The organism is Luteimonas sp. 22616 (genome assembly GCF_052044325.1).
GTDB lineage: Bacteria > Pseudomonadota > Gammaproteobacteria > Xanthomonadales > Xanthomonadaceae > Luteimonas.
The window spans coordinates 1,495,410-1,520,183 of sequence record NZ_JBQEMW010000001.1; the positions used below are offsets into that span (position 1 = coordinate 1,495,410).

Genomic DNA, 24,774 nt, shown 5'->3' on the forward strand with positions numbered 1-24,774 from the left:
TTTAGCCCAAATCCCCGCGCCTGTCGCGCGGCGGCGGCGATCCGGGATGCACGCAGTCCATGGCGACGTCGCGAATGCGCGGGCGCGGCTGCACGCCTGCACAGCGAAACCCGGGAGAACGCGCGGGACACCAGTGGCGATGCAGACGCCGGACATCAGGCATTCGTCCACAGCCCGTCCCGGCCGAAAAAAAGCCCGCCATCACTGGCGGGCCATGCATCCTCTTCGACCGCGCTCAGTACTGCACGCGCAGCGTCACGCCGTAGGTCCTCGGCGCACCGAGGAAGGCGTTCCACGCGCCTGGCTGCAGAGGCGCGTCGAAGCCGACCTGCTTGTAGGTTTCGTCGGTCAGGTTCTGGCCCCAGAACTCGACGGTCCAGCGCTTGTCCTGCGAACCGATGCCCAGGCGGGCGTTCACCAGCGCGAAGCCGTCCTGCACCTTTTGCGGATCCAGGTCCGAACCGGTGTTGTGCTCGGACATATACTTGGTGCCGATGTTGAAGCGCCCCAGCAGGTTGCCGCCCATCCGCCACTGGTACGTGGCCGAGGCCGAGGCCGACCACAGCGGCGCAAAGCTGATGTGGTGACCGGGCAGGTTCTCCAGTGCGCCGCCGGGCTGCAGGTCCGGGTACGGCATCTGATTGCCGTAGCGGGTGTCGGCGTAGGTCACGCCGCCCTGCAGGCTCAGGCCGTCGAAGCCGGTCTGCCACAACAGTTCGACTTCCGCACCCTTGGACACCACGTCCGGCAGGGAACGCACCACGTAGCTGGTGCCGAGGAAGCTGTTGAGCTGGAAGTCGGTGAACTCCTGGTAGAACAGCGTGCCGTTGAGCAGCAGGTTGCCGTCCATCCAGGTGGTCTTGGCGCCCAGCTCGTAGCTGTCGACGAATTCGCCGGGGAACGAAGTGTCGTCCACCGGCGTGATGCCCGCGGTGCCGCTCGACAGGCCGTCGTTGGACTGCACCCGGTCGAGGTTGAAGCCGCCGCCCTTGTAGCCGCGCGCGGCGGACACGTAGGTCATGACCGCATCGTTCCAGCGATACGCCGCCTTCACCGTCCCGGACCATTCCTTCTCGGTCATCTTCTGGTCGGTGACGCGCCCGTTGTGCAGCACGTTGGCCCAGGGTAGGCACATGTAGCCGGCAATGCTGGGTGCCACCGCGCCGACCAGCGCGGCCTGCTGCTGCGGCGACAGGAATCCCCACGCCGGGATCCGCCCCGCGAGCGCCGAGCCCACCCGCACGCCGAGGTTCGACAACAGCATCCCGCAACCGGCGCTGCCGTTGGGATTGGCGTAGGCCGAGGTCAGCTCCTTCTTGTCGTGCGTGTAGCGCAGGCCGATGGTGAAGTCGAGCTTGTCGTTCGCGTGGAAGGTGTTGTTGGTGAACAGCGCCGCGCTCTTCGAATTCTGCTCATACAGGTCCTGCGCGGCATCGCCGATGAAGTTGGTGCCGAACGGCACGCCGCTGACCTGGGAGAAGAACGTCGCCGGGTTGCTGGTATCGACCGTGACCCCCAGCGGCTGCAGCTGCGCGGCCAGCCCACCAAGCACCTGACTGCCGACCAGCGTGGACAGGTACGGCTCGTAGTCGGCGCCGATCACATACTGGTCGTGGCGCTCCAGGTCCTCGTCGGAATAGAACATGCCCACCATCCAGTCCCAGCGATCGGTGCTGCCAGTCAGGCGCAGCTCCTGGCTGAAGGTCTCGAAGGCGGTGGAGGAATCGTCGTACTGGTTGCGGCGGTACAGCAGGTCGGCGCCGGAGAAGTCGAAGTCCAGCGCGTTGATCGTCTGCCAGTCGCGGAACGCGGTGATCGAGGTCAGCGCGGCGCCACCCAGCCAACCCGTGTCCCAGTCGACCTGCGCCGAGATGCCCTTGTCCTTGACGTCCTGCTCGGTGCTGCGGTTGCTGTAGGCGAGCCTGCGCTCCGGATCCGGCGTCCCGATCACCCCCGGGCCACCGGCCAGCGCGTTGAGGATCGCCGCCGGACCGGCGCCGGTGGCGTCGCGGGAGGTGGTCACGCCGGTGCAGCAATGCTCCTCGCGGCTGGTGAAGTCGCCGATGAAGTTGATCGACAGATTTTCGGTGGGCTCCAGCAGGAGCTGGCCGCGCACGGTGTGGAAGTTGCGGTCGCTGTCTTCGGTTTCTGCGCGCGGACCCTTGCCTGTGTTGACGTCGGTGACGCCGTCGCGCTTGCGCTTCGCGGCGTAGATGCGGAAGGCGGCGTTGTCGCCCAGGGCATCGTTGTAGGCGCCGGAAACGCCGACCTCGCCATAGTTGCCGACGGTGACCTCGCCCTCCACGCCCTGCGTGTAGCTGGGCCGGCGGGTCATGACGTTGATGACGCCGGCCGAGGTGTTCTTGCCGAACACCGTACCCTGCGGACCCTTGATGACCTCGATCCGCTCGATCTCGCCCAGGTCGCCGAAGCCCACGCCGGTGCGCGGACGGTAGACGCCGTCGATCACCACGCCCACCGCCGACTCCAGGCCGGCGTTGTCGCCGTTGGTGCCGACGCCGCGGATGCGCGCGGTGGTCTGCGATTCGTTGGTGGTCGAACTCACGTGCAGGCCGGGCACCAGCAACTGCACGTCCTTGATGTCGGTCACGCCGGTGTCGCGCAGCAGCTGTTCCGGCAGCGCCGTGATCATGATCGGCACGTCCTGCATGACTTCCTCGCGCTTCTGCGCGGTGACGGTCATGGTGGCGAGCGTCACCGGTTCGTCACTGTCGGCAGCGGGCTTTGCCGATGCATCGGCCGTCGTGGCCTCCTGCGCCTGCACGGCGACTGACATCGTCAAGCAGGCCGCGAACACCGCGGCGGCGAGCGTCTGGCGTTGCGGTTGGCGGATAGCCATGTGTTCCCCCTGTCTGGATTGAATGAGCGTGCCCTGTCCCGCGCGATGCGGTCACTCAACTTCCGGCCCGGCGCGACAGGAGCCATGGACGCCTCCGCCTGCCGGATTCGCACGTGGCCATCGTGGGGGAAAGGCCGCGCGCGGCCGCGGCGATGGAATGCCGCGGAAAACTGAACCGGGCAACGTATAGCACAGGATCGCGGCGCTTTGGCGATCGCCACAATCCTGCCCCCGCGGACTCCCGGGTTCGGGTCGCGCGGGTGCTTCGGGCACACTAACGGTTCTGCCCGACACCCCTGCCCCGGATCCGATGTCCCACGAACAGCACACCCCCCTGATGCGCCAGTTTTTCGCGGCCAAGGCCGAGCATCCCGACGTGCTGCTGTTCTTCCGCATGGGCGATTTCTACGAGCTGTTCTACGACGACGCGCGCAAGGCGGCGAAACTGCTCGACATCACCCTGACCCAGCGCGGCAACTCGGCCGGCCAGCCGATCCCGATGGCGGGCGTGCCCCACCACGCCGCCGAGGGTTACCTGGCAAGGCTGGTGGCGCTGGGCGAGTCGGTCGCGATCTGCGAGCAGATCGGCGACCCGGCCGCGAGCAAGGGCCTGGTGGAACGCAAGGTGGTGCGGATCGTCACCCCCGGCACGGTGACCGACGAGGCGTTGCTGTCCGAGCGCCGCGACACTCTGCTGCTCGCCCTTGCCCGCGGAAAGAACGGTTACGGCCTGGCCTGGGCGGACCTGGCCGGCGGCCGTTTCCTGGTCAACGAGGTCGCCGGCGACGATGCGCTGGAAGCCGAACTTGCGCGCCTGGATCCGGCCGAACTGCTGCTGCCCGACGAAGACGGCTGGCCTGCCTTCGCCGCCACACGCGGCGGCACGCGACGCCGCGCGCCATGGCTGTTCGACGCCGATAGCGGCCGCCGGCAGCTGCTGCAGTTCTTCAACCTGCACGACCTGTCCGCGTTCGGCATCGACGACCGCCCGCTGGCCATCGCCGCCGCAGGCGCGCTGCTCGGCTACGTCGAGGAAACCCAGAAGCAGCGCCTGCCGCACCTGACGTCGATCGCGGTGGAATCGAGCGACGGCGCGATCGCGATGAACGCAGCCACGCGCCGCCACCTGGAACTGGACACCCGCGTCGACGGCGACCAGAAGCACACCCTGCTCGGCGTGCTCGACAGCACCATCACCCCGATGGGCGGGCGCCTGCTGCGGCGCTGGCTGCACCGGCCGCTGCGCGACCGCGACGTCGTCGGCCAGCGCCACCACGCCGTTGCATCGCTGATCGACAGCCGCCGCGATTCCGACCTGCGCGAGACGTTCCGTGCGCTCGGCGACGTCGAACGCATCCTCACCCGCATCGCCCTGCGCTCGGCGCGGCCGCGCGACCTGGGCACGCTGCGCGATGCACTGGCGATGCTGCCGCAGGTGCGCGAATTGCTGTCGCCGCTCGACTCGCCGCGGCTGCAGGCGCTGGTGGCCGGGCTCGGCGAGCACGACGCGCAGGCTGCATTGCTGGCGCAGGCGCTGGTGGAGCAGCCGCCGGTGCTGGCCCGCGACGGCGGCGTGTTCGCCGACGACTACGATGCCGAACTCGCCGAACTGCGCCGGCTCTCGACCCACGCCGACCAGTTCCTGGTCGACCTCGAGCAGCGCGAGCGCGCGGCCAGCGGCATCCCGACGCTGAAGGTCGGCTACAACCGCGTCCACGGCTATTACCTCGAAATCAGCAAGGTGCATGCGGCCAAGGCACCGACCCACTACACCCGCCGCCAGACCCTGACCGGCGCCGAGCGCTACATCACCGAGGAACTCAAGGCCTTCGAGGACAAGGTGCTGTCGGCGCGCGAGCGTTCGCTGGCGCGCGAACGCCTGCTCTACGAGGGCCTGCTCGACGCGCTCAACGAGCACCTCGAATCGCTCAAGCGCTGCGCCGCGGCGCTGAGCGAGCTCGACGTGCTGGCCTGCTTCGCCGAGCGCGCGCAGGCGCTGGACTGGTCGCGGCCGGATCTGGTCGACGACGCCTGCCTGCAGGTCGAACGTGGCCGCCACCCGGTGGTCGAGGCGGTGCGCGACGAACCGTTCGAGCCCAACGACCTGATGCTCGACGACGCACGCCGGATGCTGGTGATCACCGGCCCCAACATGGGCGGCAAGAGCACCTACATGCGCCAGAACGCGCTGATCGTGCTGCTCGCCCACATCGGCAGCTTCGTGCCGGCGGCACGCGCAACGATCGGGCCGATCGACCGCATCCTCACCCGCATCGGCGCCGGCGACGACCTCGCGCGCGGGCAATCGACCTTCATGGTCGAGATGAGCGAGACCAGCTACATCCTGCACCACGCCACCGCGCAGTCGCTGGTGCTGATGGACGAGATCGGTCGCGGCACGTCGACCTACGACGGCCTTGCGCTGGCCGACTCCTGCGCAAGGCACCTCGCGGCGGTCAATCGCAGCTACACGCTGTTCGCCACGCACTACTTCGAACTCACCGCGCTGGCCGAACCAGGCAGCGGCATCGCCAACGTGCACCTCGACGCGGTGGAACATCGCGACAAGGCCGGCGGCGAAACGCTGGTGTTCATGCACGCGGTGAAGGACGGCCCGGCCGACCGCAGCTTCGGCCTGCAGGTCGCGGCGCTGGCAGGCCTGCCGAAGGCGGTGATCATGCAGGCGCGCAGCCGCCTGGCCGAACTGGAACGGCACATGCGCGACGCCGCCCCGCCGCTGTCGCCCGATGCGCTCGATGCGCCGCAACAGATCGGCCTGTTCGCGCCCGCGTCGGCGGCGCTCGACACGCTGGCCGGCATCGACCCGGACGAGCTGACCCCGAAGCAGGCGCTCGAAGCGCTGTACCGGCTCAAGTCGCTGACGTGAACGGTCAGTCCGACGTGCGCGTCGATGCGCTGCTGGTGGGCAGCGCGAAGCCGTACACGCGCCCGGGCAGCAGCAGCGCGATCGACAAGCATCCGCTCGCCGGCACCGTGTCCATCGGCGAGTTGGGCTTCGTTGGCGACGAGCAGGGCGACCCGCGCGTCCACGGCGGGCCCGACAAGGCGATCCACCACTACGCGTTCGACCATTACTCCGCGTGGCGCGACGAACTCGGCCCGCTGCCGCTGCTGCAGGCGCCGGGCGCGTTCGGCGAAAACATCAGCACTCGCGGCCTCGACGAAGGCAACGTCTGCCTCGGCGACCGCTTCCGCCTCGGCACGGCGCTAATCGAAGTCAGCCAGGGTCGGCAGCCGTGCTGGAAACTCAACGACCGCTTCGACGTGCCCGACATGGCGCGACGCGTGCAGTCCAGCGGACGCACCGGCTGGTACTACCGTGTCCTGCAGCCGGGCGCCGCCCGGGCCGGCGAACTGTTGCGGCTCGATGCGCGTCCGTATCCGGCATGGACGCTGCGACGGCTCGGCACGCTGTTGTTCGGGCGCGCACTCGCACGCGAAGCGCTGGAGCCGGCGCTGCAATTGCCGCTGGTGCCCTCGTGGCGGAAGCTGCTGGAACGCCGGCTGCAGATGGAAGAGGTCGAAGACTGGAGCCGGCGCATCGACGGCCCGGACCGACTTTGACGCTCTCCTACGCGCGGCCGTCGTAGGATCACCCTCCCATCTCCGAAGGACACACCATGGCCAGCCTCACCCACGACCTCGCCTCGCAGTTGCAGGGCGCACCGGTCCAGCAGGTCGCGCAACAGCTCGGTATCGATCCGGCACAGGCCTCTTCCGCGGTCGGCGCCGCGTTGCCGCTGCTGATGGGTGCGCTTGGCCGCAACGCCAGTCAGCCCGAAGGCGCGCAGGCGCTGTTCGGCGCGCTGCAGAAGGACCATGCCGGTGGCGACCTGGGCAGCGTGCTGGGCGCGGTGCTCGGCGGTGGCCAGAGCCGCCAGACCGACGGCGCCGGCATCCTGGGCCACATCTTCGGTGGCAACCAGGAGCGCGCGCAGGCCGGCGTCGCCCAGGCCACCGGGCTGCAGAGCGGCCAGGCGGGGCAACTGCTGAAGATCCTCGCTCCGATCGTGATGGCCTACCTGGCCAAGCGCATGTTCCAGCAGCGCGAAGGCACGCAGGCCGGCGCGGCGAACGCGGATCCCGACGTGCTCAGCGGCATCCTCGGCCAGGAGCAGCAGGAAATCCGCCAGCAGGGCGGCCCCGGCGGCGGCCTGCTGGGCGCCGTGCTCGACCAGGACGGCGACGGGCAGCTGGGCATCGGCGACCTGATGAAGATCGGCGGCGGCCTGCTCGGCGGCCGGCGCTGACGAGCCATCGGGCCGGGAACCGAAACGGCAGGCCTGGCCCGCCGTTTTTCCGTTCCGGGAGTCGGAAACCCTCGCGATAGTCCAAAGCTATCAGTCTGTTTGCTTCGTTCGATTTCCCCTTTCCGCACAACCGGGCTAGCTTTGCGGTTCACCTTCGATCCGGGAGCCCGCACCGTGAGCAAGCCCACCGACAAGCCCACCCACCTCACCACCCAGTTCGGCGCGCCGGTGCCGGACAACCAGAACAGCCTCACCGCCGGCCCGCGCGGCCCGCTGTTGTCGCAGGACGTGTGGCTGCACGAGAAGCTGGGCAATTTCGTGCGCGAAGTGATCCCCGAGCGGCGCATGCATGCCAAGGGTTCCGGCGCGTTCGGCACCTTCACCGTCACCCACGACATCACCAAGTACACCCGCGCCGCGATCTTCTCGAAGGTCGGCAAGAAGACCGAGATGTTCGCCCGCTTCACCACCGTGGCCGGCGAACGCGGCGCGGCCGACGCCGAGCGCGACATCCGCGGCTTCGCGCTGAAGTTCTACACCGAGGAAGGCAACTGGGACATGGTGGGCAACAACACCCCCGTGTTCTTCATCCGCGACCCGCGCAAGTTCCCGGACCTCAACAAGGCGGTCAAGCGCGACCCGCGCACCAACATGCGCTCGGCCACCAACAACTGGGACTGGTGGACGCTGCTGCCCGAGGCCCTGCACCAGGTCACCATCGTGATGAGCGACCGCGGCATCCCCGCCAGCTACCGCAACATGCACGGCTTCGGCTCGCACACCTACAGCTTCTGGAACGAGGCCGGCGAACGTTACTGGGTGAAGTTCCACTTCCGCACCCAGCAGGGCATCAAGAACCTCACCGATGCCGAGGCCGCGGACATCATCGGCAATGACCGCGAGAGCCACCAGCGCGACCTGTTCGAGGCGATCGAGCGCGGCGACTTCCCGAAGTGGAAGCTGTACATCCAGGTCATGCCCGAGACCGACGCGGAGAAGGTGCCCTACCACCCCTTCGACCTGACCAAGGTCTGGCCGAAGGGCGACTACCCGTTGATCGAAGTCGGCGAGTTCGAGCTCAACCGCAACCCGGAAAACTTCTTTGCCGACGTCGAACAGGCCGCGTTCGCACCGAGCAACCTGGTGCCGGGCATCGGGCCATCGCCGGACAAGATGCTGCAGTCGCGCCTGTTCAACTACGCCGACGCGCAGCGCTATCGCCTGGGCGTGAACTACCACCAGATCCCGGTCAACGCCGCGCGCTGCCCGGTGCACAGCAACCACCGCGACGGCCAGGGCCGCGCCGACGGCAACTACGGCGGCCTGCCGCACTACGAGCCCAACAGCTTCCACCAGTGGCAGGAGCAGCCGCAGTACCGCGAGCCGCCGCTGAAGATCAGCGGTGACGCCGACTGGTGGAACTACCGCGACAACGACGACAACTACTTCAAGCAGCCCGGCGACCTGTTCCGGCTGATGACCCCGGAGCAGCAGCAGGTGCTGTTCGACAACACCGCCCGCGCCATGGGCGACGCGCCGGACTTCATCAAGCAGCGCCACGTCGGTAACTGCAGCAAGGCCGATCCCGCGTACGGCGCGGGCGTGGAGGCGGCGCTGCGCAAGCTCGGCGCATTCGCCGGCACCACCTCGCCCAACAGCCTTGGCGAAGAGGAGCAGCCGGCCCAGGCCTGAGTCCGGTACATCCGGTCTTCATGCGAACGCCGGCAGTCCGACTGCCGGCGTTTCGCTTCTGCGGAACGGCGCCCTTGCAAGAGCGGCTTCAGCCGCGGGCTCTTGTCGTACAGCCAGCCTGGCTTTGAAGATCAAAAGCTCGCGGCTGAAGCCGCTCCTGCAAGAATCCTGCGGGATGCGCAACCACCATCAGGACGCATCGATATCCCCAAGTGCGCGGATCAGCCTGCGTGCGCGCTTGTCGGGCTTGCCTTCCGGCGCCTGGTAGCCGGCCCGCGCGGCGCGCAGCTCGGCGAGGCGGTTCTCGCGCGCATCGCGCGAGGCTTCAGACTCGACGTACAGCATCCGCGCCACCGCCGCCGTCCCGCGCTTCTCGCCGATCGCGGCGACCTCGACCTCGAAAGTTTCCTCGCCGCGCACGATCCGCAGCGCATCGCCTACGCGCACGCTGCGCGAGGCCTTGGCACGCTGGCCATCGATCTCGACCTTGCCCGTCTCGACTGCCTGCTTCGCCAGGCTGCGAGTCCGGTAGAACCGCGCTGCCCAGAGCCAGATGTCGAGCCTGGTGGTTTCGATGCTCACCGGACTGCACGATTTCGCATGGCTCCAGTTTGCCCGAATCCCGCTGTGCGTTGCCGTGAAACCAGGCTGTACCCGGCTTCTGGCAAGATGCCGCGATGCCGAACGCCAGGACGCGCGACCTGACCCAGGGCCCGATCGGGCGCACGCTGTTCGTGTTCGCGCTGCCGATCCTGGCCGGCAACGTGCTGCAGTCGCTGAACGGATCGGTCAACGCGATCTGGGTCGGCCGCTTCCTCGGCGAGGAGGCGCTCACCGCGACCGCGAACGCCAACAACATCATGTTCTTCCTGATCGGCGCGGTGTTCGGCGTCGGCATGGCCGCGACCATCCTGGTCGGGCAGGCGATGGGCACGAAGGACACCGCGCAGGCCAAGCTCGTGATCGGCACCAGCGCCACGTTCTTCTTCCTGGTGTCGCTGGTGATCGCCTTCGCCGGCATGCCGCTGTCGCGCCACATCCTGGTGTGGATGAGCACGCCCGCCGAGTCGCTCGCGCTGGCCGAGTCCTACCTGCGCATCATCTTCATGGCCGTGCCGTTCCTGTACATGTTCGCCTTCCTGTCGGCGATCCTGCGCGGCTCCGGCGACACCCGCACGCCATTCGTGTTCCTCATGCTGGCGGTGCTGCTGGACATCGTGCTGAACCCGCTGCTGATCTTCGGCATCGGCCCGCTGCCGGAAATGGGCATCGCCGGCTCCGCCACGTCGACCCTCGTGGCCAACGTGATCAGCCTGGCCGCGATGCTGCTGTGGCTGCGCCATCGCCGCCATCCGCTGTGGATCAGCCGGCACGAGAACGCCGTCTACAAGCCCGACATCGCGATCCTGCGCGCGCTGGTGGTCAAGGGCGTGCCGATGGGCCTGCAGATGATCGTGATCTCGCTGGCGATGATCATGATGATCAGCATGGTCAACGCATACGGCGTCGACTACGCCTCCGCCTATGGCGCGGCGCTGCAGCTGTGGACCTACATCCAGATGCCGGCGATGGCGATCGGCGCGGCGTGCTCGTCAATGGCCGCGCAGAACGTCGGCGCCGGCCACTGGGACCGGGTCAACGCTACCGCGCGCACCGGTACCGCGTTCAATTTCCTGATGACCGGCGCGCTGATCGCACCGGTGATCCTGTTCGACCACACCACGCTGTCACTGTTCCTGCCCGACGGCAGCGCGGCGCTGGAACACGGCCGCCATCTCAACCACATCGCGGTGTGGTCGTTCCTGTTCTTCGGCGTGAGCTTCGTCATCTCCGGCGTCGTGCGCGCCACCGGCGCGGTGATCCCGCCGCTGGTGATCCTGGGCATCGCGATGTGGGGCATCCGCATCCCGTTCGCCGACCTGCTGCAGCCGACTTTGGGGATCGATGCGATCTGGTGGAGCTTCCCGGTCAGCGCGCTGTGCTCGATGTTGATGTCGATGGCGTATTACCGCTGGGGCAACTGGCGCAAGGCGAAGATGCTCAAGCCGGATCCGGATGCGGTCGCGGTGCCATCGGAAGTGCCGTCACAGGTGCCTTCGCCGGTCGCCGACCAGGGGCCACGGGCGTGACCCCAGCGGGTGGAGTGCTGTCGCAGGAGCGGAAGCCGCGATGTCTTGCGCGGGGCAGGCATCGCGGCTTCCGCCGCTCCTGCGAATAACCAGGAACCAGGAACCGGGAGCCAGGAACCGCCGTTTCCACGACAGCCGTGCCAACGAAAACGGCCACCCCGAGGTGGCCGTTCGTGCAGCGATGCCGGGAAGATTACTTCGCGGCGGCAGCGGCTGCGGCAGCAGCGGCACGCGCCTTGGCGTTGCCGGCCAAGTCTTCCTTGATGCGCGCCTTCTTGCCTTCCAGTCCGCGCAGGTAGTACAGCTTGCCGGCGCGCACGGCGCCACGACGCTTGACCTCGACCGAGTCGATCGCGGCACTGTGGGTCTGGAACACGCGCTCGACGCCGTAGCCGTGCGAAATCTTGCGCACGGTGAAGGCGGAGTTGAGGCCGGCGTTCTTCTTGCCGATGACCACGCCCTCGTAGGCCTGCACGCGCTCGCGGTTGCCTTCCTTGACCTTGACGTTGACGACGATGGTGTCGCCGGGGCCGAAGTCGGGCAGCTGGCGCTGGGCCTGTTCGGTTTCGAAATTCTGCAGCAGCGTGTTGATCGAGGGCTTGTTCATGACGATGACCTGGGTTGCTTGCCTGTTGGGAGTGCCTTGAAGGCGTTGTTGTAGCGCGAGTGCACGTGGACCCGCGTCTTGGCATGGTGGAGCGAAGCGGGCAATTATAGCGGCAATTTTCCCTTGCGCGCTAGGGGGTTACGTGGCGTTGCCGGAACCATCGCCGGCCGCGGCCAGGAACTCCTCCAGCAGCCGGCGATCGACTGGCGACAGGGCGTCGCGGTCCAGCAGGTCCGGGCGCCGCAGCCAGGTCCGGCCAAGGGCCTGCTGGCGTCGCCAGCGGGCGATTCCCGCGTGATTGCCCGACAGCAGCACCGCCGGCACGTCGCCCAGCGCATGTTCGACCGGCCGGGTGTAATGCGGGCAGTCGAGCAGGCCGTCGCCCTCGAAACTGTCCTGGACGGCGGATTCGGCATCGTTCAGGGCGCCCTCCTGCAGCCGGGCGACCGCATCGACGACCACCGCGGCGGCCAGTTCGCCACCCGAGAGCACGTAGTCGCCGATGGAGAGTTCCTCGTCGACTTCGGCCGCCAGCAGGCGTTCGTCGACGCCTTCGTAGCGGCCGCACAGCAGGATCATGCGCGGCTCGGCGGCCAGGTCGCGGACCTTCGCCTGGGTCAGCGGCCGGCCCTGTGGGCTGAGGTAGATGACGCGGGCAGGCGCCGGATCTGCCGCGCGCGCGGCGGCGAGGCAGGCGCGCAGCGGGTCGATCATCATCACCATCCCGGGGCCGCCGCCGAACGGCCGGTCGTCCACGCGGCGATAGTTGCCCTCGGCATGGTCGCGCGGATTCCAGCCGTGCAGCGACAACAGTCCACGTTCCTGCGCACGACCCACAACGCCGTGGCCGGCGACCTGGGCGACGAACTCGGGGAACAGGCTGACGATGTCGATGCGCATGGATTCCACTCCTTCCCTTCAAGGGAGGGGCTTCAGAACTCCGGATCCCAGTCGACGGTGACCAGCCCGGCATCGAAATCGATGGAGACGATGTAGTCCGGCTGCAGGAAGGGAATCATCCGCTCCCGCTCGCCTTCGGCCACCAGCACGTCGTTGGCGCCGGTGGAGAACAGATGCGAAACGCGGCCGAAATCGACGCCTTCGCGATTGACCACGCGCAGGCCTTCCAGGTCGACCCAGTAATATTCGCCGGGCTGCGGCGGTGGCAGCGCCGAACGCGCCACCCAGACCTCGCTGCCGCGCAGCGCCTCGGCGGCGTCACGATCGGCGACTTCCGGAAACGTCGCGACGATGCCCTTCGCGGTCAGGCGTCCACGCGCCCCCGCAAGCTCCCGCTCGCGGCCCTGCGCGTCGCGCAGGATCCATGGCTGGTAGCGGAGGATCGCGTTGGCGGGCTCGGTGAACGACTCGAGCTTCAGTTCGCCACGCACGCCGAACGCGCCGTGGACCCTGCCCAGCAGGATGCGGCGCGTGGAAGATTCCATGTCGGCAATGGCCGCGCCAGGCGCGGCCGAAGCATCAGGCAGCTTCGGCTGCCGGGGCAGCCGCGGCGATCTTGGCCGCTTCCTTGTACAGGTTGCGGACCTTGTCGGTCAGCTGCGCGCCCTGCCCGACCCAATGGTCGACGCGGGCGATATCGAGCTCGATGCGCTTCTCGGCGCCCGACGCGACGGGGTTGTAGAAACCCACGCGCTCGATGTTGCGGCCATCGCGTGCGCTGCGGTGGTCGGTGACGATGATGTGGTAGAAGGGGCGCTTCTTGGCGCCGCCACGGGTAAGGCGGATCTTGACCATGGTGTGTTCTCGTGTTGCCCAGTCGCCAGGACGGCGAGGTAAGCCGGGCATTGTAAAGCACTGAAGCGGATCATGAAAAGCCCGCGATATCCGATTTTCCGGGCGGCCGGCCCGGCCTGTCCGACCCCGCCACGGAATATCGGGAATCGCTACACGGGCTGCCAAGGCCTGCCGGCCAGCGCCTGTTCCAGCAGGCCAGCGAGGCCGCCGTCCGGCGCCCAAGCCACCCCGTCGACGCCGGCGAGCGCCCATACGCCGCGGGAATTGCAGGCGAAACCGGCCCGGAAGCCCGCCAACTCGGGCAGGCGCACCTCGCGGCTGACCTGCGCCACGCCCAGTTCGTCCAGGCCCGCCCGCAGCAGCCGCTCGCAGGTCCCGCCCAGTGCCGGCGCCAGGGGCCAGACCACGGCCTGCCCGTCCCAGAAGCCTACGTTCCAGACCGAGCCTTCGCTCACCCGGCCGTCGTGCCCCACGAACAGGGCATCGTCGTAGCCGGCAAGCCGCGCCTCGCGGGCGAAATGGAGCAGGGGGAAGGTGCCGACATGCTTGATGTGTGGCAGCGCGCGTTCGTGGCGGAAGGACTTCACCCGTCGCGGTTCCGGCTCGGGATCGGCGGGCGGCGAAATCGAGACGATCACGTCGACCTCGACCGCCCGCAGCGGATCGCGGAGATCGAAGTCCGGCGCGCAGATGGTCACGCGCGCACTGCAGTCGGGGACACCCGCGGCGTCGAGTCCGCGACGCAATCCATCGAGCACGCGGGCATCGTCAAGGTCGGTGGCGAACAGCTCGCGAGTCGCCTCGCGCAGGCGACGCAGGTGCAGGTCGAGTCCGCGTACGGCGCGGTCGCGCACCTGCATCGTGGTGAAGTGGCCGTAGTTGCGCAGCGCCAGCGCGTGCAGGGGCCGCGCAACAGCCGGCCCGGGATCGTCGGTTTCGACGATGCGGCCATTGCACAGGATCACAGCCAAGGCTCAGGCTCCGGTGGGAACGGCCATGGCCGCGATGTTTCGTACCGGAGATCCAATCGCGGCCATGGCCGCCCCCACCAGACACACCGGTCGTGTCGATGTCATCTCAGCGGAACGGCATCCCGCCGCCGCCCATCATGCCTTTCATGCCGCGCATCATGCCCTTCATGCCGCCGCGGCCCAGCTTGCCCATCATCTTTTCCATCTGCTGGTACTGCTTCATCAGCTTGTTGACGTCGGCCGGGGTGAGCCCTGCGCCCTTGGCGATGCGGGAGCGGCGCGAACCGTTGAGCAGCATCGGGTTGCGGCGCTCCTTCTTGGTCATCGAGTTGATGATCGCGACCATCCGCGGCACTTCCTTGCCGGTGACCTGCGCCTTGACGTGGTCGGGGATCTTGCCCACGCCCGGCAGCTTGTCCATCAAACCCGACAGGCCGCCCATGTTCTGCATCTGCTCGAGCTGGTCGCGCATGTCGTTGAGGTCGAACTTGCGACCCTTGGCGACCTTCTCGGCCAGCTTCTGCGCCTTGTCCTGGTCGACCTGCTGTTCGACCTGCTCGACCAGCGACAACACGTCGCCCATGTCGAGGATGCGGCTGGCGATGCGGTCGGGGTGGAACACGTCCAACCCGTCGACCTTCTCGCCGGTGCCGATGAACTTGATCGGCTTGCCGGTGACGTAGCGCACACTCAGCGCGGCGCCGCCGCGGGCATCGCCGTCGGTCTTGGTCAGTACCACGCCGGTCAGCGGCAGCGCCTCGCCGAAGGCCTTGGCGGTGACCGCGGCGTCCTGGCCGGTCATCGAGTCGACCACGAACAGCGTCTCGGCCGGGTTCACCGCGCCGTGCAGGGCCTTGATCTCGACCATCATCGCTTCGTCGATGGCGAGGCGGCCGGCGGTGTCGACGATCAGCACGTCGGCGTACGACTTCCGCGCATCGTCGATGGCGGCGCGGACGATGGCTTCCGGCTTCTGGTCGGCGGTGGACGGGAAGAACAGCACGTCGACCTGCTGCGCCAGCGTCTTCAGCTGCTCGATCGCCGCCGGGCGATAGACGTCGGCGCTGACCACCATCACCTTCTTCTTGCGCTTGTCCTTCAGGTGTTTCGCAAGCTTGGCCACCGTGGTGGTCTTGCCCGCGCCCTGCAGGCCGGCCATCAGGATCACGGCCGGCGCCGGCACGTTGAGGTTGAGCTCGCTCGCCGCCGCGCCCATCACCAGGGTCAGCTCGTCGCGGACGACCTTGATCAGCGCCTGGCCCGGAGTCAGCGACTTGAGAACTTCCTGGCCCACCGCGCGCACCTTGATGCGCTGGATCACCGCCTGCACCACCGGCAGCGCGACGTCGGCTTCGAGCAGTGCGATGCGCACCTCGCGCAGCGCCTCGCTGATGTTGGATTCGGTCAGCCGGCCGCGGCCGCGCAGGCGCTCGATGGTGCCGGACAGGCGTTGGGTCAGGGATTCGAACATGGATGCGGGATGGTTCGGGAAAGCGGCCGCGGATTATAGCTTGGTGGTCGCGGTCGCCCGGCTCGTGGCGGCTCTCGTGCCGGCACCCGCGCCTGCGATCGCATCCGCGGACGCTCCGGCGGGCCGGCCATGTGCGACACTTCCCGGATGACAATCGTTCTCATCGCCATCGCCCTTTACCTGCTGGCCGCATTCGCACTGGTGGCCGGCGTGATGCGCGAACAGCGTCGCCGCGGACGCGCCTGGTTGTTCCCCGCGCTGCCGGCCGTTGCCCTGCACGCCGGTTACCACGCCATGGTGTGGCGCAACGCCGGCGGCACCGACCTGCACTTCTTCTCGGCGCTGTCGCTGGTGGGGCTCGGCATGGCGCTGCTGACGTTGCTGGTCGGTGCGCGCGGGCGGATGGCGACGCTGGGCGTGGTGGTCTTCCCGATCGCCGCCGCCGCGCTCGGCGGCTACGCCGGCTACGGCCACCACTTGGCCGAAGGGCTGGACGTGCGCCTGCAACTGCATGCGTGGTGCGCCCTGCTCGCCTACGCCACGCTGGCGATCGCCGCGCTGCTGGCGATCATGCTGTGGCTGCAGGAAGGCGCGCTGCGCCGGCGCGACTTCCACGCCTGGCTGCGCGTGCTGCCGCCGCTGACCGAACTGGAAACGCTGCTGTTCCGCACGATTGGCGTGGGTTTCGTGCTGCTGACCGCGACCCTGCTCACCGGTGTGCTGTTCGTCGACGACCTGTTCGCCCAGCACTTGGTACACAAGACGGTGCTCAGCGTGCTGTCGTGGCTGGCGTTCGGCGCGCTGCTGCTCGGCCGCTGGCGTTACGGCTGGCGTGGCGCGATCGCGGTGCGCTGGACGCTCGCGGCGATGGCGCTGCTGGTGCTGGCCTTCTTCGGCAGCAAGTTCGTGCTGGAGCTGGTCCTGCATCGCGCAAGCTGAGGGGCGAAGCTGAATCCGCGAACACCGGGATTTTCAATTCCATTGCCGGGACAATAGTTGCATTGACAACTATTGCATGGGGCAGCAAAATGCCGCCCCTCATGAACACCCCCGCCTTCCCCGACAGCGGCGCGAGCCTCGGCCTGCTGTTCCGGCAGCTCCGCGACGCCATGTGGGCGCGGATGAAGCTGGAACTGGCCGACCTGGGCCATGACCTGACCTTCAGCCAATACGTCACGCTGAAAAAGCTGGCAATTGGCTCGACCGGCGTCACCGACCTGGCACGCGCCGCCGAACTCAATCCCGGCGCGATGACGCGCCTGCTCGACCGCCTCGTCGCCAAGGGCATCGTGGCCCGCACGGCAGACCCCACCGACCGACGCGCGCTCAACATCCACCTGACCGAGTCCGGCCTGGCCATCTGGCAGGACATCAACAAGTGCGGTGAACGCGTGCGTGAACGCGCGATGGCCGGCATGAGCGAAGAAGAACGCAGCGTGCTCACGCAGCTGCTCGAACGCGCGCGCGACAACCTCACCTCCACGGAATCCTGACCCATGGCCGCCCCACGCCATCGCCCGCGCCGCGGGCTGCCCTTCGTGCTTTCCGTCTTTTTCGCGTCTGTCGCAGCGCTGGTCCTGGCCGGCTGCGCCAGCACCCGCGGACTTGCGCCGGAGGAGCATGCGATCGAAGCCGATTCGCTCGCCAGCAGCCGCAGCCTGGGGCCGCAGGCGCTCAGCGACGCCGCGTTCCCGGCCCAGGACTGGTGGACCGCGCTCGGCGACCCCCAGCTCGACACGCTCATCCGCGAAGCGCTGCAGGACAGCCCCTCGCTCGCCGCCGCCGACGCGCGCGTGCGCCAGGCCCAGGCGCAGGCCGGGCTGGCGGACGCCGCTCGCAAGCCGACGCTCGGCGCCAGCGCGCAGGAAACCGCCGTGCAACTGCCCGAAACACTGGCGCCGGCGCCGCTGGGCGGCGACCTGCAGGCCAGCACCGTGCTGATGCTCGACTTCAAGTGGGCGCCCGACCTGTGGGGCGGCAAGCGCGCGAAGTACGAGGCCGCCGTCGGCCAGGCGCGCGCCGCACAAATTGATGCGCAGGCCGCGCGGCTGGCGCTGTCGTCGAACGTCGCGCGTAGCTACATCGCGTTCGCGCAGGCCCACGAGATGCTCGACGTCGCGCAACGCGAACAGGCGCGCGCCTCGCACCTGCGCGACCTGGCCCGCCAGCGCGTCGAAGCCGGCCTCGACAACCAGCTGCAGCTGCGCCAGTCGGAAAGCACCATCGCCGCGGCAAGGCAGCAGGCCCAGTCGGCGCAGCAGCAGATCGACGCGCTGCGCAACGCGCTGGCCGCGCTGCTCGGCAAGGGTCCGGACCGCGGCCTCGACATCACCCGTCCGCACCTGCTCGACGCGCCCTCGCCCGCCGTGCCGGCGGTGCTGCCCAGCGAACTGCTCGGCCACCGCGCCGACGTCGTCGCCGCGCGCTGGCGGGTGGAAGCCGCGAGCCGCGGCATCGACGCGAGCAAGGCCGCATTCAAGCCCAGCATCAACCTCAACGCGCTGGTCGGGCTCGCATCCGCCGGCCTGTCCGACCTGTTCAGCGGCGACGCGCTGCTGGGGTTCGGCGGCCCCGCGATCAGCCTGCCGATCTTCGACGGCGGTGGCCTGCGCAGCCAGTTGGCGAAATCGGACGCCGACTACGACCTCGCCGTCGCCGGCTACAACCAGTCGCTGGTTGCGGCGCTGCATGAAGTCACCGATGCGGTGCAGGCGGCGCGCGCGCTCGACGCTCAGATCGCCTCGGCCACGCAGGCGCGCGACGCCGCGCAATCGGCGCTGCAACTGGCCGACACCCGCTACCAGGCCGGCATCGGCACCCAGCTCGACGTGCTGTCGGCGCAGCGTCCGCTGCTGCAGCTCGAACAGCAACTCGCCGCGCTGCGCGCGCAGCGCTATGCGGCCACGGTCGATCTCGACCGCGCGCTCGGCGGCGGCCTCGTGCTCGCCGGCCCGGATGCCGCTCCCGAATCCGATTCCAACCCAGACCTTGCCGGGGCCCCCACGCCATGACGTCCGAAATCAATCCGCAAGCCGCCACTCCCACCGCCGCGCCCGCGCCGAAGAACGGCAAGCGCAAGCGTGCATTGCTGATCCTCGCGACGGTCGTGGTCCTGGCCGGCATCGCCTGGCTGGCGTACTACCTGCTGGTCGCACGCTGGCACCAGGACACCGACGACGCCTACGTGCAGGGCAACGTGGTCAGCATCGTGCCGCAGACGATCGGTACGGTGGTCAGCATCGACGCCGATGAGGGCATGAAGGTCGAAGCCGGCCAGCCGCTGGTGGAACTCGACCCCAACGACGCGCAGGTCGCCTACGACCAGGCCGTCGCCAACCTCGCCGGCACCGTGCGCCAGGTCCGCGGCCTGTACAGCAGCGTCGACGCCGGCCAGGCCGACATCAAGGCGCGCCAGGTCGCGGTGGCGCAGGCGCGCGCCGACGCGAAGCGACGCGAAGGACTGGTTGCCACCGGCGCGGTGTCGCGCGAAGAACTCGCGCATGCACGCGACATGCTCGCCGCCGCCGAGGCCGCGCTGTCTGCCTCGCATGGCCAGCTCGCGCGCAGCCGCGCGCTGGTGGATGCCACGACCGTGCAAGGGCAACCGCAGGTCCAGGCCGCCGCGGCGCAGTTGCGGCAGGCCTACCTCAACCTGCAGCGCACGGCGATCGTCGCGCCGGTGTCGGGCTACGTCGCGCAGCGCAGCGTGCAGCTGGGCCAGCGCGTGCAGCCGGGCACCACGCTGATGACCATCGTGCCGATCGAGCAGATGTGGGTGGAGGCCAACTTCAAGGAGACGCAGCTGACGAAGATGCGCATCGGCCAGCCGGTCGAGGTGCGCGCCGACCTGTACGGCGGCAGCGTGAAGTACGACGGCAAGGTCGCCAGCCTCGGCATGGGCACGGGCAGCGCGTTCTCGCTGCTGCCGGCACAGAACGCCAGCGGCAACTGGATCAAGATCGTGCAGCGCGTGCCGGTGCGGATCGACCTTGACCCGAAGCAGCTGGCCGAGCATCCGCTGCGGCTTGGACTGAGCATGGCCGTGGACGTTTCCATCCGCGACCAGGACGGCGCGGTGATGGCCAGGGCGCGCAAGGGCGCAGAGCCCTTGCTGAGCACGCAGGCCTACGCCAGCCAGCTCGACGATGCCAATGCGCTGATCACGCGCATCATCGAACAGAACCTGCCGCAAAGCGCGCGCAACTGATCCGCGGCCATGTCCACGACCGTCGAACAGGCTGACGGCGGCGCGCCGTCCGCGCACGATCCAGCGAAGCCTTTCCGCCCGCCGAACATGGCGCTGGCGACGATCGGCATCGCGCTGGCGATGTTCATGCAGGTGCTGGACATCACCATCGCCAACGTCTCGCTGCCCACGATTTCCGGCAACCTCGGCGCCAGCGCCAACCAGGCCGTCTGGGTCATCACCTCGTTCGCGGTCAGCAACGCGATCGCGCTGCCGCTGACCGGCTTCCTGACCCGCCGGTTCGGCGAGCGACGACTGTTCATCTGGGCCACGTTCGCGTTCGCGATCGCCTCGCTGCTGTGCGGCCTGGCCACCTCCATGGGGATGCTGGTGGCCGCTCGCGCGCTGCAGGGCTTCGTCGCCGGCCCCATGTACCCGGTGGCGCAGGCGCTGATGATCTCGATCTATCCCCCGGCCAAGCGCGGGCAGGCCATCGCACTGCTCGCGATGGTGACCGTCGTCGCGCCGATCGCCGGCCCGATCCTGGGCGGCTGGATCACCGACAACTACAGCTGGGAATGGATCTTCTTCATCAACGTGCCGATCGGCATCTTCGTCAGCTTCGTCGTCGCGCGCCAACTGCGTGGCCGTCCGGAGAGGCTCGACAAGCCCCGGATGGATTACGTCGGCCTGGCAACGCTGGTGGTTGGTGTCGGCGCGCTGCAGATCCTGCTCGACCTGGGCAACGACGAGGATTGGTTCAACTCCACCAAGATCGTGGTGCTGGCGATCGTCGCGGTGATCGCGCTGGCGGTGTTCTTCATCTGGGAACTCACCGATTCCGACCCCATCGTTGACCTGCGGCTGTTCCGGCACCGCAACTTCGCCACCGGCACGATCGCGCTGGTGCTGGCCTACGCCGCGTTCTTCGCGGTGGCGCTGATCATCCCGCTATGGCTGCAGCGCAACCTCGGCTACACGCCGATCTGGGCAGGCCTGGCGACCGCGCCCATCGGTGTGTTGCCGGTGCTGTTGACCCCGTTCGTGGGCAAGTACGCGACCCGCTTCGACCTGCGCATCGTGGCGAGCCTGGCGTTCATCGCGATGGCCGCCACCAGTTTCGCGCGCGCCGGGTTCAACCTCGACGTCGACTTCGAGCGCGTGGCGATGGTGCAACTGTGGATGGGCCTGGGTGTCGCGCTGTTCTTCATGCCGGTGCTGACGATCCTGCTGTCGGACCTGGAGCCGCACGAAATCGCATCGGGCTCGGGTGTGGCGACGTTCTTCCGCACCCTTGGCGGCAGCTTCGCCGCGTCCCTGACAACGTGGGCCTGGAACCAGCGCACCGTCATCCACCATGCGCAGCTCACCGAGCACATCCCCGCCGCCGATCCGGTGATCCGCCAGACCGTCGAGGCGCTCGGCCAGGGCGACCCCGGATCAGGTCCGGGGCAGGTCCTGCAGCGCGGCGCGCTGGCGCTGGACCACATGATCTTCCAGCAGGCCGCGCAGATCGGCTTCAACGAGATCTTCCATCTGCTCGGCATCCTGTTCATCGGCGTGATCGCGTTCGTCTGGCTCGCCAGGCCGCCATTCGCGGCAAAGATGGGCGGCGGCGCAGCCAGCGGACATTGATGCAGGTCGGGGGCTATGCCCCCGACGCGAGGGTTCCGTCGACGTCGCCCCGGCCTGCAGCGAAGGATTCTGGCTGCACTGGATGCGGGCGCGTAGCCCGGACCGGCGTCAGCCGGCAGCTTCCAGGGCGTCGGCCAGGCGCTCCACGGCGACCACCTCCATCCCCTTGTAGCTGCCACCCTTCGGCGCATTGGCCTTCGGCACGATCGCGCGCTTGAACCCGTGCGTGGCCGCTTCCTTCAACCGCTCCTCGCCGTTGGGGATCGGGCGGATCTCGCCGCTCAGGCCCACTTCGCCGAAGGCGACGGTCTTGTCGGCCAGCGGCTGGTCGCGCAGCGAGGAAAGCACCGCGAGCAGCACGGGGAGGTCGGCTGCGGTCTCCTGCACGCGGATACCGCCGACCACGTTGACGAACACGTCCTGGTCGGACACCACGATGCCGCCGTGGCGATGCAGCACCGCCAGCAGCATCGCGAGGCGATTCTGCTCGAGGCCCACCGCGACCCGGCGCGGATTCGACAAGGGCGACGCGTCGACCAGCGCCTGCACCTCCACCAGCAGCGGCCGCGTGCCTTCGCGCGTGACCATCACGCAGCTGCCGGGCTGCTGCGTGCTGCCGCCGGAGAGAAAGATCGCCGAGGGATTCGGCACTTCCTTCAGGCCCTTCTCGCCCATCGCGAACACGCCCAGCTCGTTGACCGCGCCGAAGCGGTTCTTGAACGCGCGCAGCACGCGGAAACGACTGCCGCTGTCGCCTTCGAAATACAGCACCGCGTCGACCATGTGCTCGAGCACGCGCGGGCCGGCGATGCCGCCTTCCTTGGTGACGTGGCCGACCAGGAATACGGCAGCGCCGGTTTCCTTGGCGTAGCGCACCAGGCGCGCGGCCGATTCGCGCACCTGGCTCACCGAGCCCGGCGCGGCGGTCAGCGACTCGGTCCACAGGGTCTGGATCGAATCGGCCACGATCAGTTTCGGCTGCAGCGCGGAGGCGTGTTCGAGGATGCGCTCGACGCCGGTCTCGGCCAGCGCATTGACGCCATCGAGCGGCAGCCCCAGGCGCGCCGCGCGGCCTGCCACCTGCGCCAGCGATTCCTCGCCGGTGACGTACAGGCCGGGCAGCGTCGCCGCCATCTGCGTGACCGCCTGCAGCAGCAGCGTGGACTTGCCGATGCCGGGGTCGCCGCCGACCAGCACCACCGCACCCTCGACCAGCCCGCCGCCAAGCACGCGGTCGAACTCGCCGATGCCGGTGGTGACGCGCGCATCCTCGTGATGGCGGACGTCCTTGAGCGCGGTCACCTTCGGCGCGTCGACCTTCCCCGCCCAGCCGCTGCGCCGCGACGCCGGCGACTTCGCCGCCGCGGCCGACTCGAGCACGATCTCGGACAGCGAGTTCCACGCCCCGCATTCGCCGCACTGGCCCTGCCACTTGTTGTGCTCGCCGCCGCACTCGCTGCAGACGTAGGCGGTCCTTACCTTGCTGGTGGGCTTTACGGCCATTGGGTTCCCCGTTCGACGCCGGCACTCTAGCCGAACGGCGTCGCAAGGACGGAGATCATCCGACCGCGCCCGAGCGGCGGGCGAAGCGATCGCGCCGTCAACGGGCGCGCGGTGTTTCCAGGTCGCCGTGCGGGTCGGACCCATTGCCATCGCTGGCCGCGACGCCATCATCCGCTTCGCGCTGCTCGATGATCTTCGCGGCCTGCGCGTCTGCGGCGACGCGATGCTGCAGCGACTTGCACAGCTCGATGCCGGCGGAGGTCAGCCGCAGCGGGTCCGTGTCGACGGTTACCAGGCCGCTGTCGACCAGGCGCTGGTGGATCTTCGTGTCGCCCGACTCCAGCGGAAGGCACTGGTCGACCCGCTGCAGCACCTCGAGCAGGGCGAGGTCTTCTAGGGCAATCGGATCCATGGGCTTGCTCGGTACGGCAGTGAAGATGGTGCCGGAAATAGGAATCGAACCTACGACCTACGCATTACGAATGCGCCGCTCTACCAACTGAGCTATTCCGGCGATGTTGCCTGGCCCGACCGTCACCGGTCGCGGGCCGTGAATTCTAGGTTTCAACGCAGGCAGGGTCAATCGACCAGCTGCATGCGCAGTTCCTTGGGCAGCGCGAAGACCATGCTTTCCGGTTCGCCGGACAGCTCGCGCAGGCCGGCGGCGGCGCCCAGCGCCTGCAGGCGCTCGATTACGCCGCGCACCAGCACGTCGGGGGCCGAGGCGCCGGCGGTGACGCCGATGTGGCGGCGGCCCTCGACCCACTGCGGGTCGATCTCGTCGGCGCCGTCGATCAGGTACGCCTCGACGCCCTCGCGCTCGGCCAGCTCGCGCAGGCGGTTGGAATTGGAACTGTTCGGCGAACCGACCACCAGCACCAGGTCGCATTGCGCGGCAAGCTCGCGCACGGCGTCCTGGCGGTTCTGGGTGGCGTAGCAGATGTCGTCGTTCTTCGGGCCCTGGATCGCGGGGAACCGGTCCCTGAGCGCCTCGATCACGCCGCGGGTGTCGTCGACCGACAGCGTGGTCTGGGTGGTATAGGCAAGATTGTCGGGCTGCTCGACTTCCAGCGCAGCCACGTCCTCGACGTCCTCGACCAGGTAGATGCGGCCGGTCCCGCACTCGCGGTCCCACTGCCCCATCGTGCCCTCGACCTCGGGATGGCCGGCATGGCCGATCAGCACCACGTCGCGGCCGGCGCGGCAGTGGCGCGCGACTTCGAAATGCACCTTGGTCACCAGCGGACAGGTCGCGTCGAACACCTTGAGCCCACGCCGCCCGGCTTCGTTGCGCACGGCCTGCGAGACGCCGTGCGCGCTGAAGATCACCGTGGCGTCGTCCGGCACCTCGTCGAGCTCCTCGACGAAGATCGCGCCGCGCTGCTTGAGGTCGTCGACCACGTAGCGGTTGTGCACGACCTCGTGGCGCACGTAGATCGGCGCACCAAGCGTCTCGATCGCGCGCTTGACGATCTCGATCGCGCGGTCGACGCCGGCGCAGAAGCCGCGGGGGTTGGCGAGGACGATGTCCATGGCACCGATTTTACCGGAGATACGACCCCAAAGCCGTCCTTTCCGCTACCGGGGCGATTTCCGCATGGCGCATTCTCCCCTCTCCCGCTTGCGGGGTGAGGGTGGCCCGCCTGGCGGCACTGCCGCGCGGGCCATTCGAACGCCCGGCGCGCTGCGCCGGG

Annotated in this window: 21 protein-coding genes and 1 tRNA gene; 10 read left to right on the plus strand and 12 right to left on the minus strand. The window is 68.6% G+C overall.

What is annotated here, in order from left to right; all coding sequences use genetic code 11:
• Window positions 1-235: 235 nt before the first annotated feature.
• Window positions 236-2,860 carry a TonB-dependent receptor gene (locus ACTJIL_RS06865; protein WP_440754797.1) on the minus strand — a complete coding sequence of 875 codons (2,625 nt, stop codon included), beginning with the start codon at window positions 2,858-2,860 and terminating at the stop codon, window positions 236-238.
• 310 nt (window positions 2,861-3,170) lie between these two features.
• Here ACTJIL_RS06865 and mutS point away from each other — a divergent pair, with 310 nt between their 5' ends.
• From mutS to ACTJIL_RS06885, 4 genes are all read left to right on the plus strand, one after another.
• Window positions 3,171-5,747 carry a DNA mismatch repair protein MutS gene (gene mutS / locus ACTJIL_RS06870; protein WP_440754798.1) on the plus strand — a complete coding sequence of 859 codons (2,577 nt, stop codon included), beginning with the start codon at window positions 3,171-3,173 and terminating at the stop codon, window positions 5,745-5,747.
• Window positions 5,744-6,445, plus strand: coding sequence for an MOSC domain-containing protein (locus ACTJIL_RS06875; RefSeq protein WP_440754799.1), 702 nt, complete (start codon window positions 5,744-5,746; stop codon window positions 6,443-6,445). The genes mutS and ACTJIL_RS06875 overlap by 4 nt, the downstream gene beginning before the upstream one ends.
• A gap of 56 nt (window positions 6,446-6,501) precedes the next feature.
• Window positions 6,502-7,131 carry a DUF937 domain-containing protein gene (locus tag ACTJIL_RS06880; RefSeq protein ID WP_440754800.1) on the plus strand — a complete coding sequence of 210 codons (630 nt, stop codon included), beginning with the start codon at window positions 6,502-6,504 and terminating at the stop codon, window positions 7,129-7,131.
• A 174-nt stretch (window positions 7,132-7,305) separates the two neighbouring features.
• Window positions 7,306-8,823 carry a catalase gene (locus tag ACTJIL_RS06885; protein WP_440754801.1) on the plus strand — a complete coding sequence of 506 codons (1,518 nt, stop codon included), beginning with the start codon at window positions 7,306-7,308 and terminating at the stop codon, window positions 8,821-8,823.
• A gap of 189 nt (window positions 8,824-9,012) precedes the next feature.
• Here the strand turns inward: ACTJIL_RS06885 and ACTJIL_RS06890 are convergent, their stop codons facing one another.
• Window positions 9,013-9,405, minus strand: a complete 393-nt coding sequence (locus tag ACTJIL_RS06890; protein WP_440754802.1) for an RNA-binding S4 domain-containing protein — start codon at window positions 9,403-9,405, stop codon at window positions 9,013-9,015.
• 95 nt (window positions 9,406-9,500) lie between these two features.
• Here ACTJIL_RS06890 and ACTJIL_RS06895 point away from each other — a divergent pair, with 95 nt between their 5' ends.
• Window positions 9,501-10,952, plus strand: coding sequence for an MATE family efflux transporter (locus tag ACTJIL_RS06895; RefSeq protein ID WP_440754803.1), 1,452 nt, complete (start codon window positions 9,501-9,503; stop codon window positions 10,950-10,952).
• 193 nt (window positions 10,953-11,145) lie between these two features.
• Here the strand turns inward: ACTJIL_RS06895 and rplS are convergent, their stop codons facing one another.
• The 6 genes from rplS to ffh form a co-directional block, all read right to left on the minus strand.
• Complete coding sequence (rplS, locus tag ACTJIL_RS06900; protein WP_440754804.1) at window positions 11,146-11,559, minus strand: 50S ribosomal protein L19; 414 nt, start codon at window positions 11,557-11,559, stop codon at window positions 11,146-11,148.
• Between the two features lie 138 nt (window positions 11,560-11,697).
• Entirely contained in the window at window positions 11,698-12,459 is a 762-nt protein-coding gene (gene trmD, locus ACTJIL_RS06905) for a tRNA (guanosine(37)-N1)-methyltransferase TrmD (protein ID WP_440754805.1), read from the minus strand.
• 32 nt (window positions 12,460-12,491) lie between these two features.
• Entirely contained in the window at window positions 12,492-13,004 is a 513-nt protein-coding gene (gene rimM / locus ACTJIL_RS06910) for a ribosome maturation factor RimM (protein WP_440754806.1), read from the minus strand.
• 34 nt (window positions 13,005-13,038) lie between these two features.
• On the minus strand, window positions 13,039-13,314 hold the full coding sequence (gene rpsP, locus ACTJIL_RS06915) for a 30S ribosomal protein S16 (RefSeq protein ID WP_440754807.1): 276 nt from the start codon (window positions 13,312-13,314) through the stop codon (window positions 13,039-13,041).
• A 149-nt stretch (window positions 13,315-13,463) separates the two neighbouring features.
• The gene (locus ACTJIL_RS06920) at window positions 13,464-14,279 is read right to left on the minus strand and encodes an aminotransferase class IV family protein (RefSeq protein ID WP_440755868.1); all 816 of its coding nucleotides are present in this window, start codon (window positions 14,277-14,279) and stop codon (window positions 13,464-13,466) included.
• Between the two features lie 112 nt (window positions 14,280-14,391).
• Window positions 14,392-15,756 (minus strand): signal recognition particle protein, encoded by a 1,365-nt coding sequence (gene ffh, locus ACTJIL_RS06925; RefSeq protein WP_440754808.1) that lies wholly within the window; start codon window positions 15,754-15,756, stop codon window positions 14,392-14,394.
• Window positions 15,757-15,903: 147 nt separating this feature from the next.
• Between ffh and ACTJIL_RS06930 the strand changes: the two genes are divergently transcribed.
• The 5 genes from ACTJIL_RS06930 (at window position 15,904) to ACTJIL_RS06950 (ending at window position 21,577) form a co-directional block, all read left to right on the plus strand.
• The gene (locus tag ACTJIL_RS06930; RefSeq protein ID WP_440754809.1) at window positions 15,904-16,695 is read left to right on the plus strand and encodes a cytochrome C assembly family protein; all 792 of its coding nucleotides are present in this window, start codon (window positions 15,904-15,906) and stop codon (window positions 16,693-16,695) included.
• Between the two features lie 101 nt (window positions 16,696-16,796).
• Window positions 16,797-17,249 carry a MarR family winged helix-turn-helix transcriptional regulator gene (locus ACTJIL_RS06935; protein WP_440754810.1) on the plus strand — a complete coding sequence of 151 codons (453 nt, stop codon included), beginning with the start codon at window positions 16,797-16,799 and terminating at the stop codon, window positions 17,247-17,249.
• A 3-nt stretch (window positions 17,250-17,252) separates the two neighbouring features.
• The gene (locus ACTJIL_RS06940; RefSeq protein WP_440754811.1) at window positions 17,253-18,767 is read left to right on the plus strand and encodes an efflux transporter outer membrane subunit; all 1,515 of its coding nucleotides are present in this window, start codon (window positions 17,253-17,255) and stop codon (window positions 18,765-18,767) included.
• Complete coding sequence (locus ACTJIL_RS06945) at window positions 18,764-19,963, plus strand: HlyD family efflux transporter periplasmic adaptor subunit (protein WP_440754812.1); 1,200 nt, start codon at window positions 18,764-18,766, stop codon at window positions 19,961-19,963. Before ACTJIL_RS06940 ends, ACTJIL_RS06945 begins: the two co-directional genes overlap by 4 nt.
• 9 nt (window positions 19,964-19,972) lie before the next feature.
• A complete protein-coding gene (locus ACTJIL_RS06950) occupies window positions 19,973-21,577 on the plus strand; it encodes a DHA2 family efflux MFS transporter permease subunit (RefSeq protein WP_440754813.1) in 1,605 nt (534 codons plus the stop codon).
• 108 nt (window positions 21,578-21,685) lie between these two features.
• Here ACTJIL_RS06950 and radA read toward each other — a convergent pair whose 3' ends face one another.
• The 4 genes from radA to ispH form a co-directional block, all read right to left on the minus strand.
• The gene (radA, locus tag ACTJIL_RS06955) at window positions 21,686-23,080 is read right to left on the minus strand and encodes a DNA repair protein RadA (protein ID WP_440754814.1); all 1,395 of its coding nucleotides are present in this window, start codon (window positions 23,078-23,080) and stop codon (window positions 21,686-21,688) included.
• Window positions 23,081-23,177: 97 nt separating this feature from the next.
• Entirely contained in the window at window positions 23,178-23,492 is a 315-nt protein-coding gene (locus tag ACTJIL_RS06960) for a hypothetical protein (RefSeq protein ID WP_440754815.1), read from the minus strand.
• A 26-nt stretch (window positions 23,493-23,518) separates the two neighbouring features.
• Window positions 23,519-23,594, minus strand: a tRNA-Thr gene (locus tag ACTJIL_RS06965).
• Window positions 23,595-23,659: 65 nt separating this feature from the next.
• The gene (gene ispH / locus ACTJIL_RS06970) at window positions 23,660-24,613 is read right to left on the minus strand and encodes a 4-hydroxy-3-methylbut-2-enyl diphosphate reductase (RefSeq protein ID WP_440754816.1); all 954 of its coding nucleotides are present in this window, start codon (window positions 24,611-24,613) and stop codon (window positions 23,660-23,662) included.
• Window positions 24,614-24,774: the final 161 nt, after the last annotated feature.

Bases quoted from the DNA above. Each gene is read 5' to 3' on its own strand.
- ACTJIL_RS06940 (WP_440754811.1), top strand. From the start codon at position 17,253: ATGGCCGCCCCACGCCATCGCCCGCGCCGCGGGCTGCCCTTCGTGCTT.
- rpsP (WP_440754807.1), bottom strand. From the start codon at position 13,314: ATGGTCAAGATCCGCCTTACCCGTGGCGGCGCCAAGAAGCGCCCCTTC.
- radA (WP_440754814.1), bottom strand. From the start codon at position 23,080: ATGGCCGTAAAGCCCACCAGCAAGGTAAGGACCGCCTACGTCTGCAGC.
- ACTJIL_RS06880 (WP_440754800.1), top strand. From the start codon at position 6,502: ATGGCCAGCCTCACCCACGACCTCGCCTCGCAGTTGCAGGGCGCACCG.
- ACTJIL_RS06935 (WP_440754810.1), top strand. From the start codon at position 16,797: ATGAACACCCCCGCCTTCCCCGACAGCGGCGCGAGCCTCGGCCTGCTG.
- rimM (WP_440754806.1), bottom strand. From the start codon at position 13,004: ATGGAATCTTCCACGCGCCGCATCCTGCTGGGCAGGGTCCACGGCGCG.
- ACTJIL_RS06865 (WP_440754797.1), bottom strand. From the start codon at position 2,860: ATGGCTATCCGCCAACCGCAACGCCAGACGCTCGCCGCCGCGGTGTTC.
- ACTJIL_RS06930 (WP_440754809.1), top strand. From the start codon at position 15,904: ATGACAATCGTTCTCATCGCCATCGCCCTTTACCTGCTGGCCGCATTC.
- trmD (WP_440754805.1), bottom strand. From the start codon at position 12,459: ATGCGCATCGACATCGTCAGCCTGTTCCCCGAGTTCGTCGCCCAGGTC.
- ACTJIL_RS06960 (WP_440754815.1), bottom strand. From the start codon at position 23,492: ATGGATCCGATTGCCCTAGAAGACCTCGCCCTGCTCGAGGTGCTGCAG.
- rplS (WP_440754804.1), bottom strand. From the start codon at position 11,559: ATGAACAAGCCCTCGATCAACACGCTGCTGCAGAATTTCGAAACCGAA.
- ACTJIL_RS06950 (WP_440754813.1), top strand. From the start codon at position 19,973: ATGTCCACGACCGTCGAACAGGCTGACGGCGGCGCGCCGTCCGCGCAC.
- ffh (WP_440754808.1), bottom strand. From the start codon at position 15,756: ATGTTCGAATCCCTGACCCAACGCCTGTCCGGCACCATCGAGCGCCTG.
- ispH (WP_440754816.1), bottom strand. From the start codon at position 24,613: ATGGACATCGTCCTCGCCAACCCCCGCGGCTTCTGCGCCGGCGTCGAC.
- ACTJIL_RS06945 (WP_440754812.1), top strand. From the start codon at position 18,764: ATGACGTCCGAAATCAATCCGCAAGCCGCCACTCCCACCGCCGCGCCC.
- ACTJIL_RS06895 (WP_440754803.1), top strand. From the start codon at position 9,501: ATGCCGAACGCCAGGACGCGCGACCTGACCCAGGGCCCGATCGGGCGC.
- mutS (WP_440754798.1), top strand. From the start codon at position 3,171: ATGTCCCACGAACAGCACACCCCCCTGATGCGCCAGTTTTTCGCGGCC.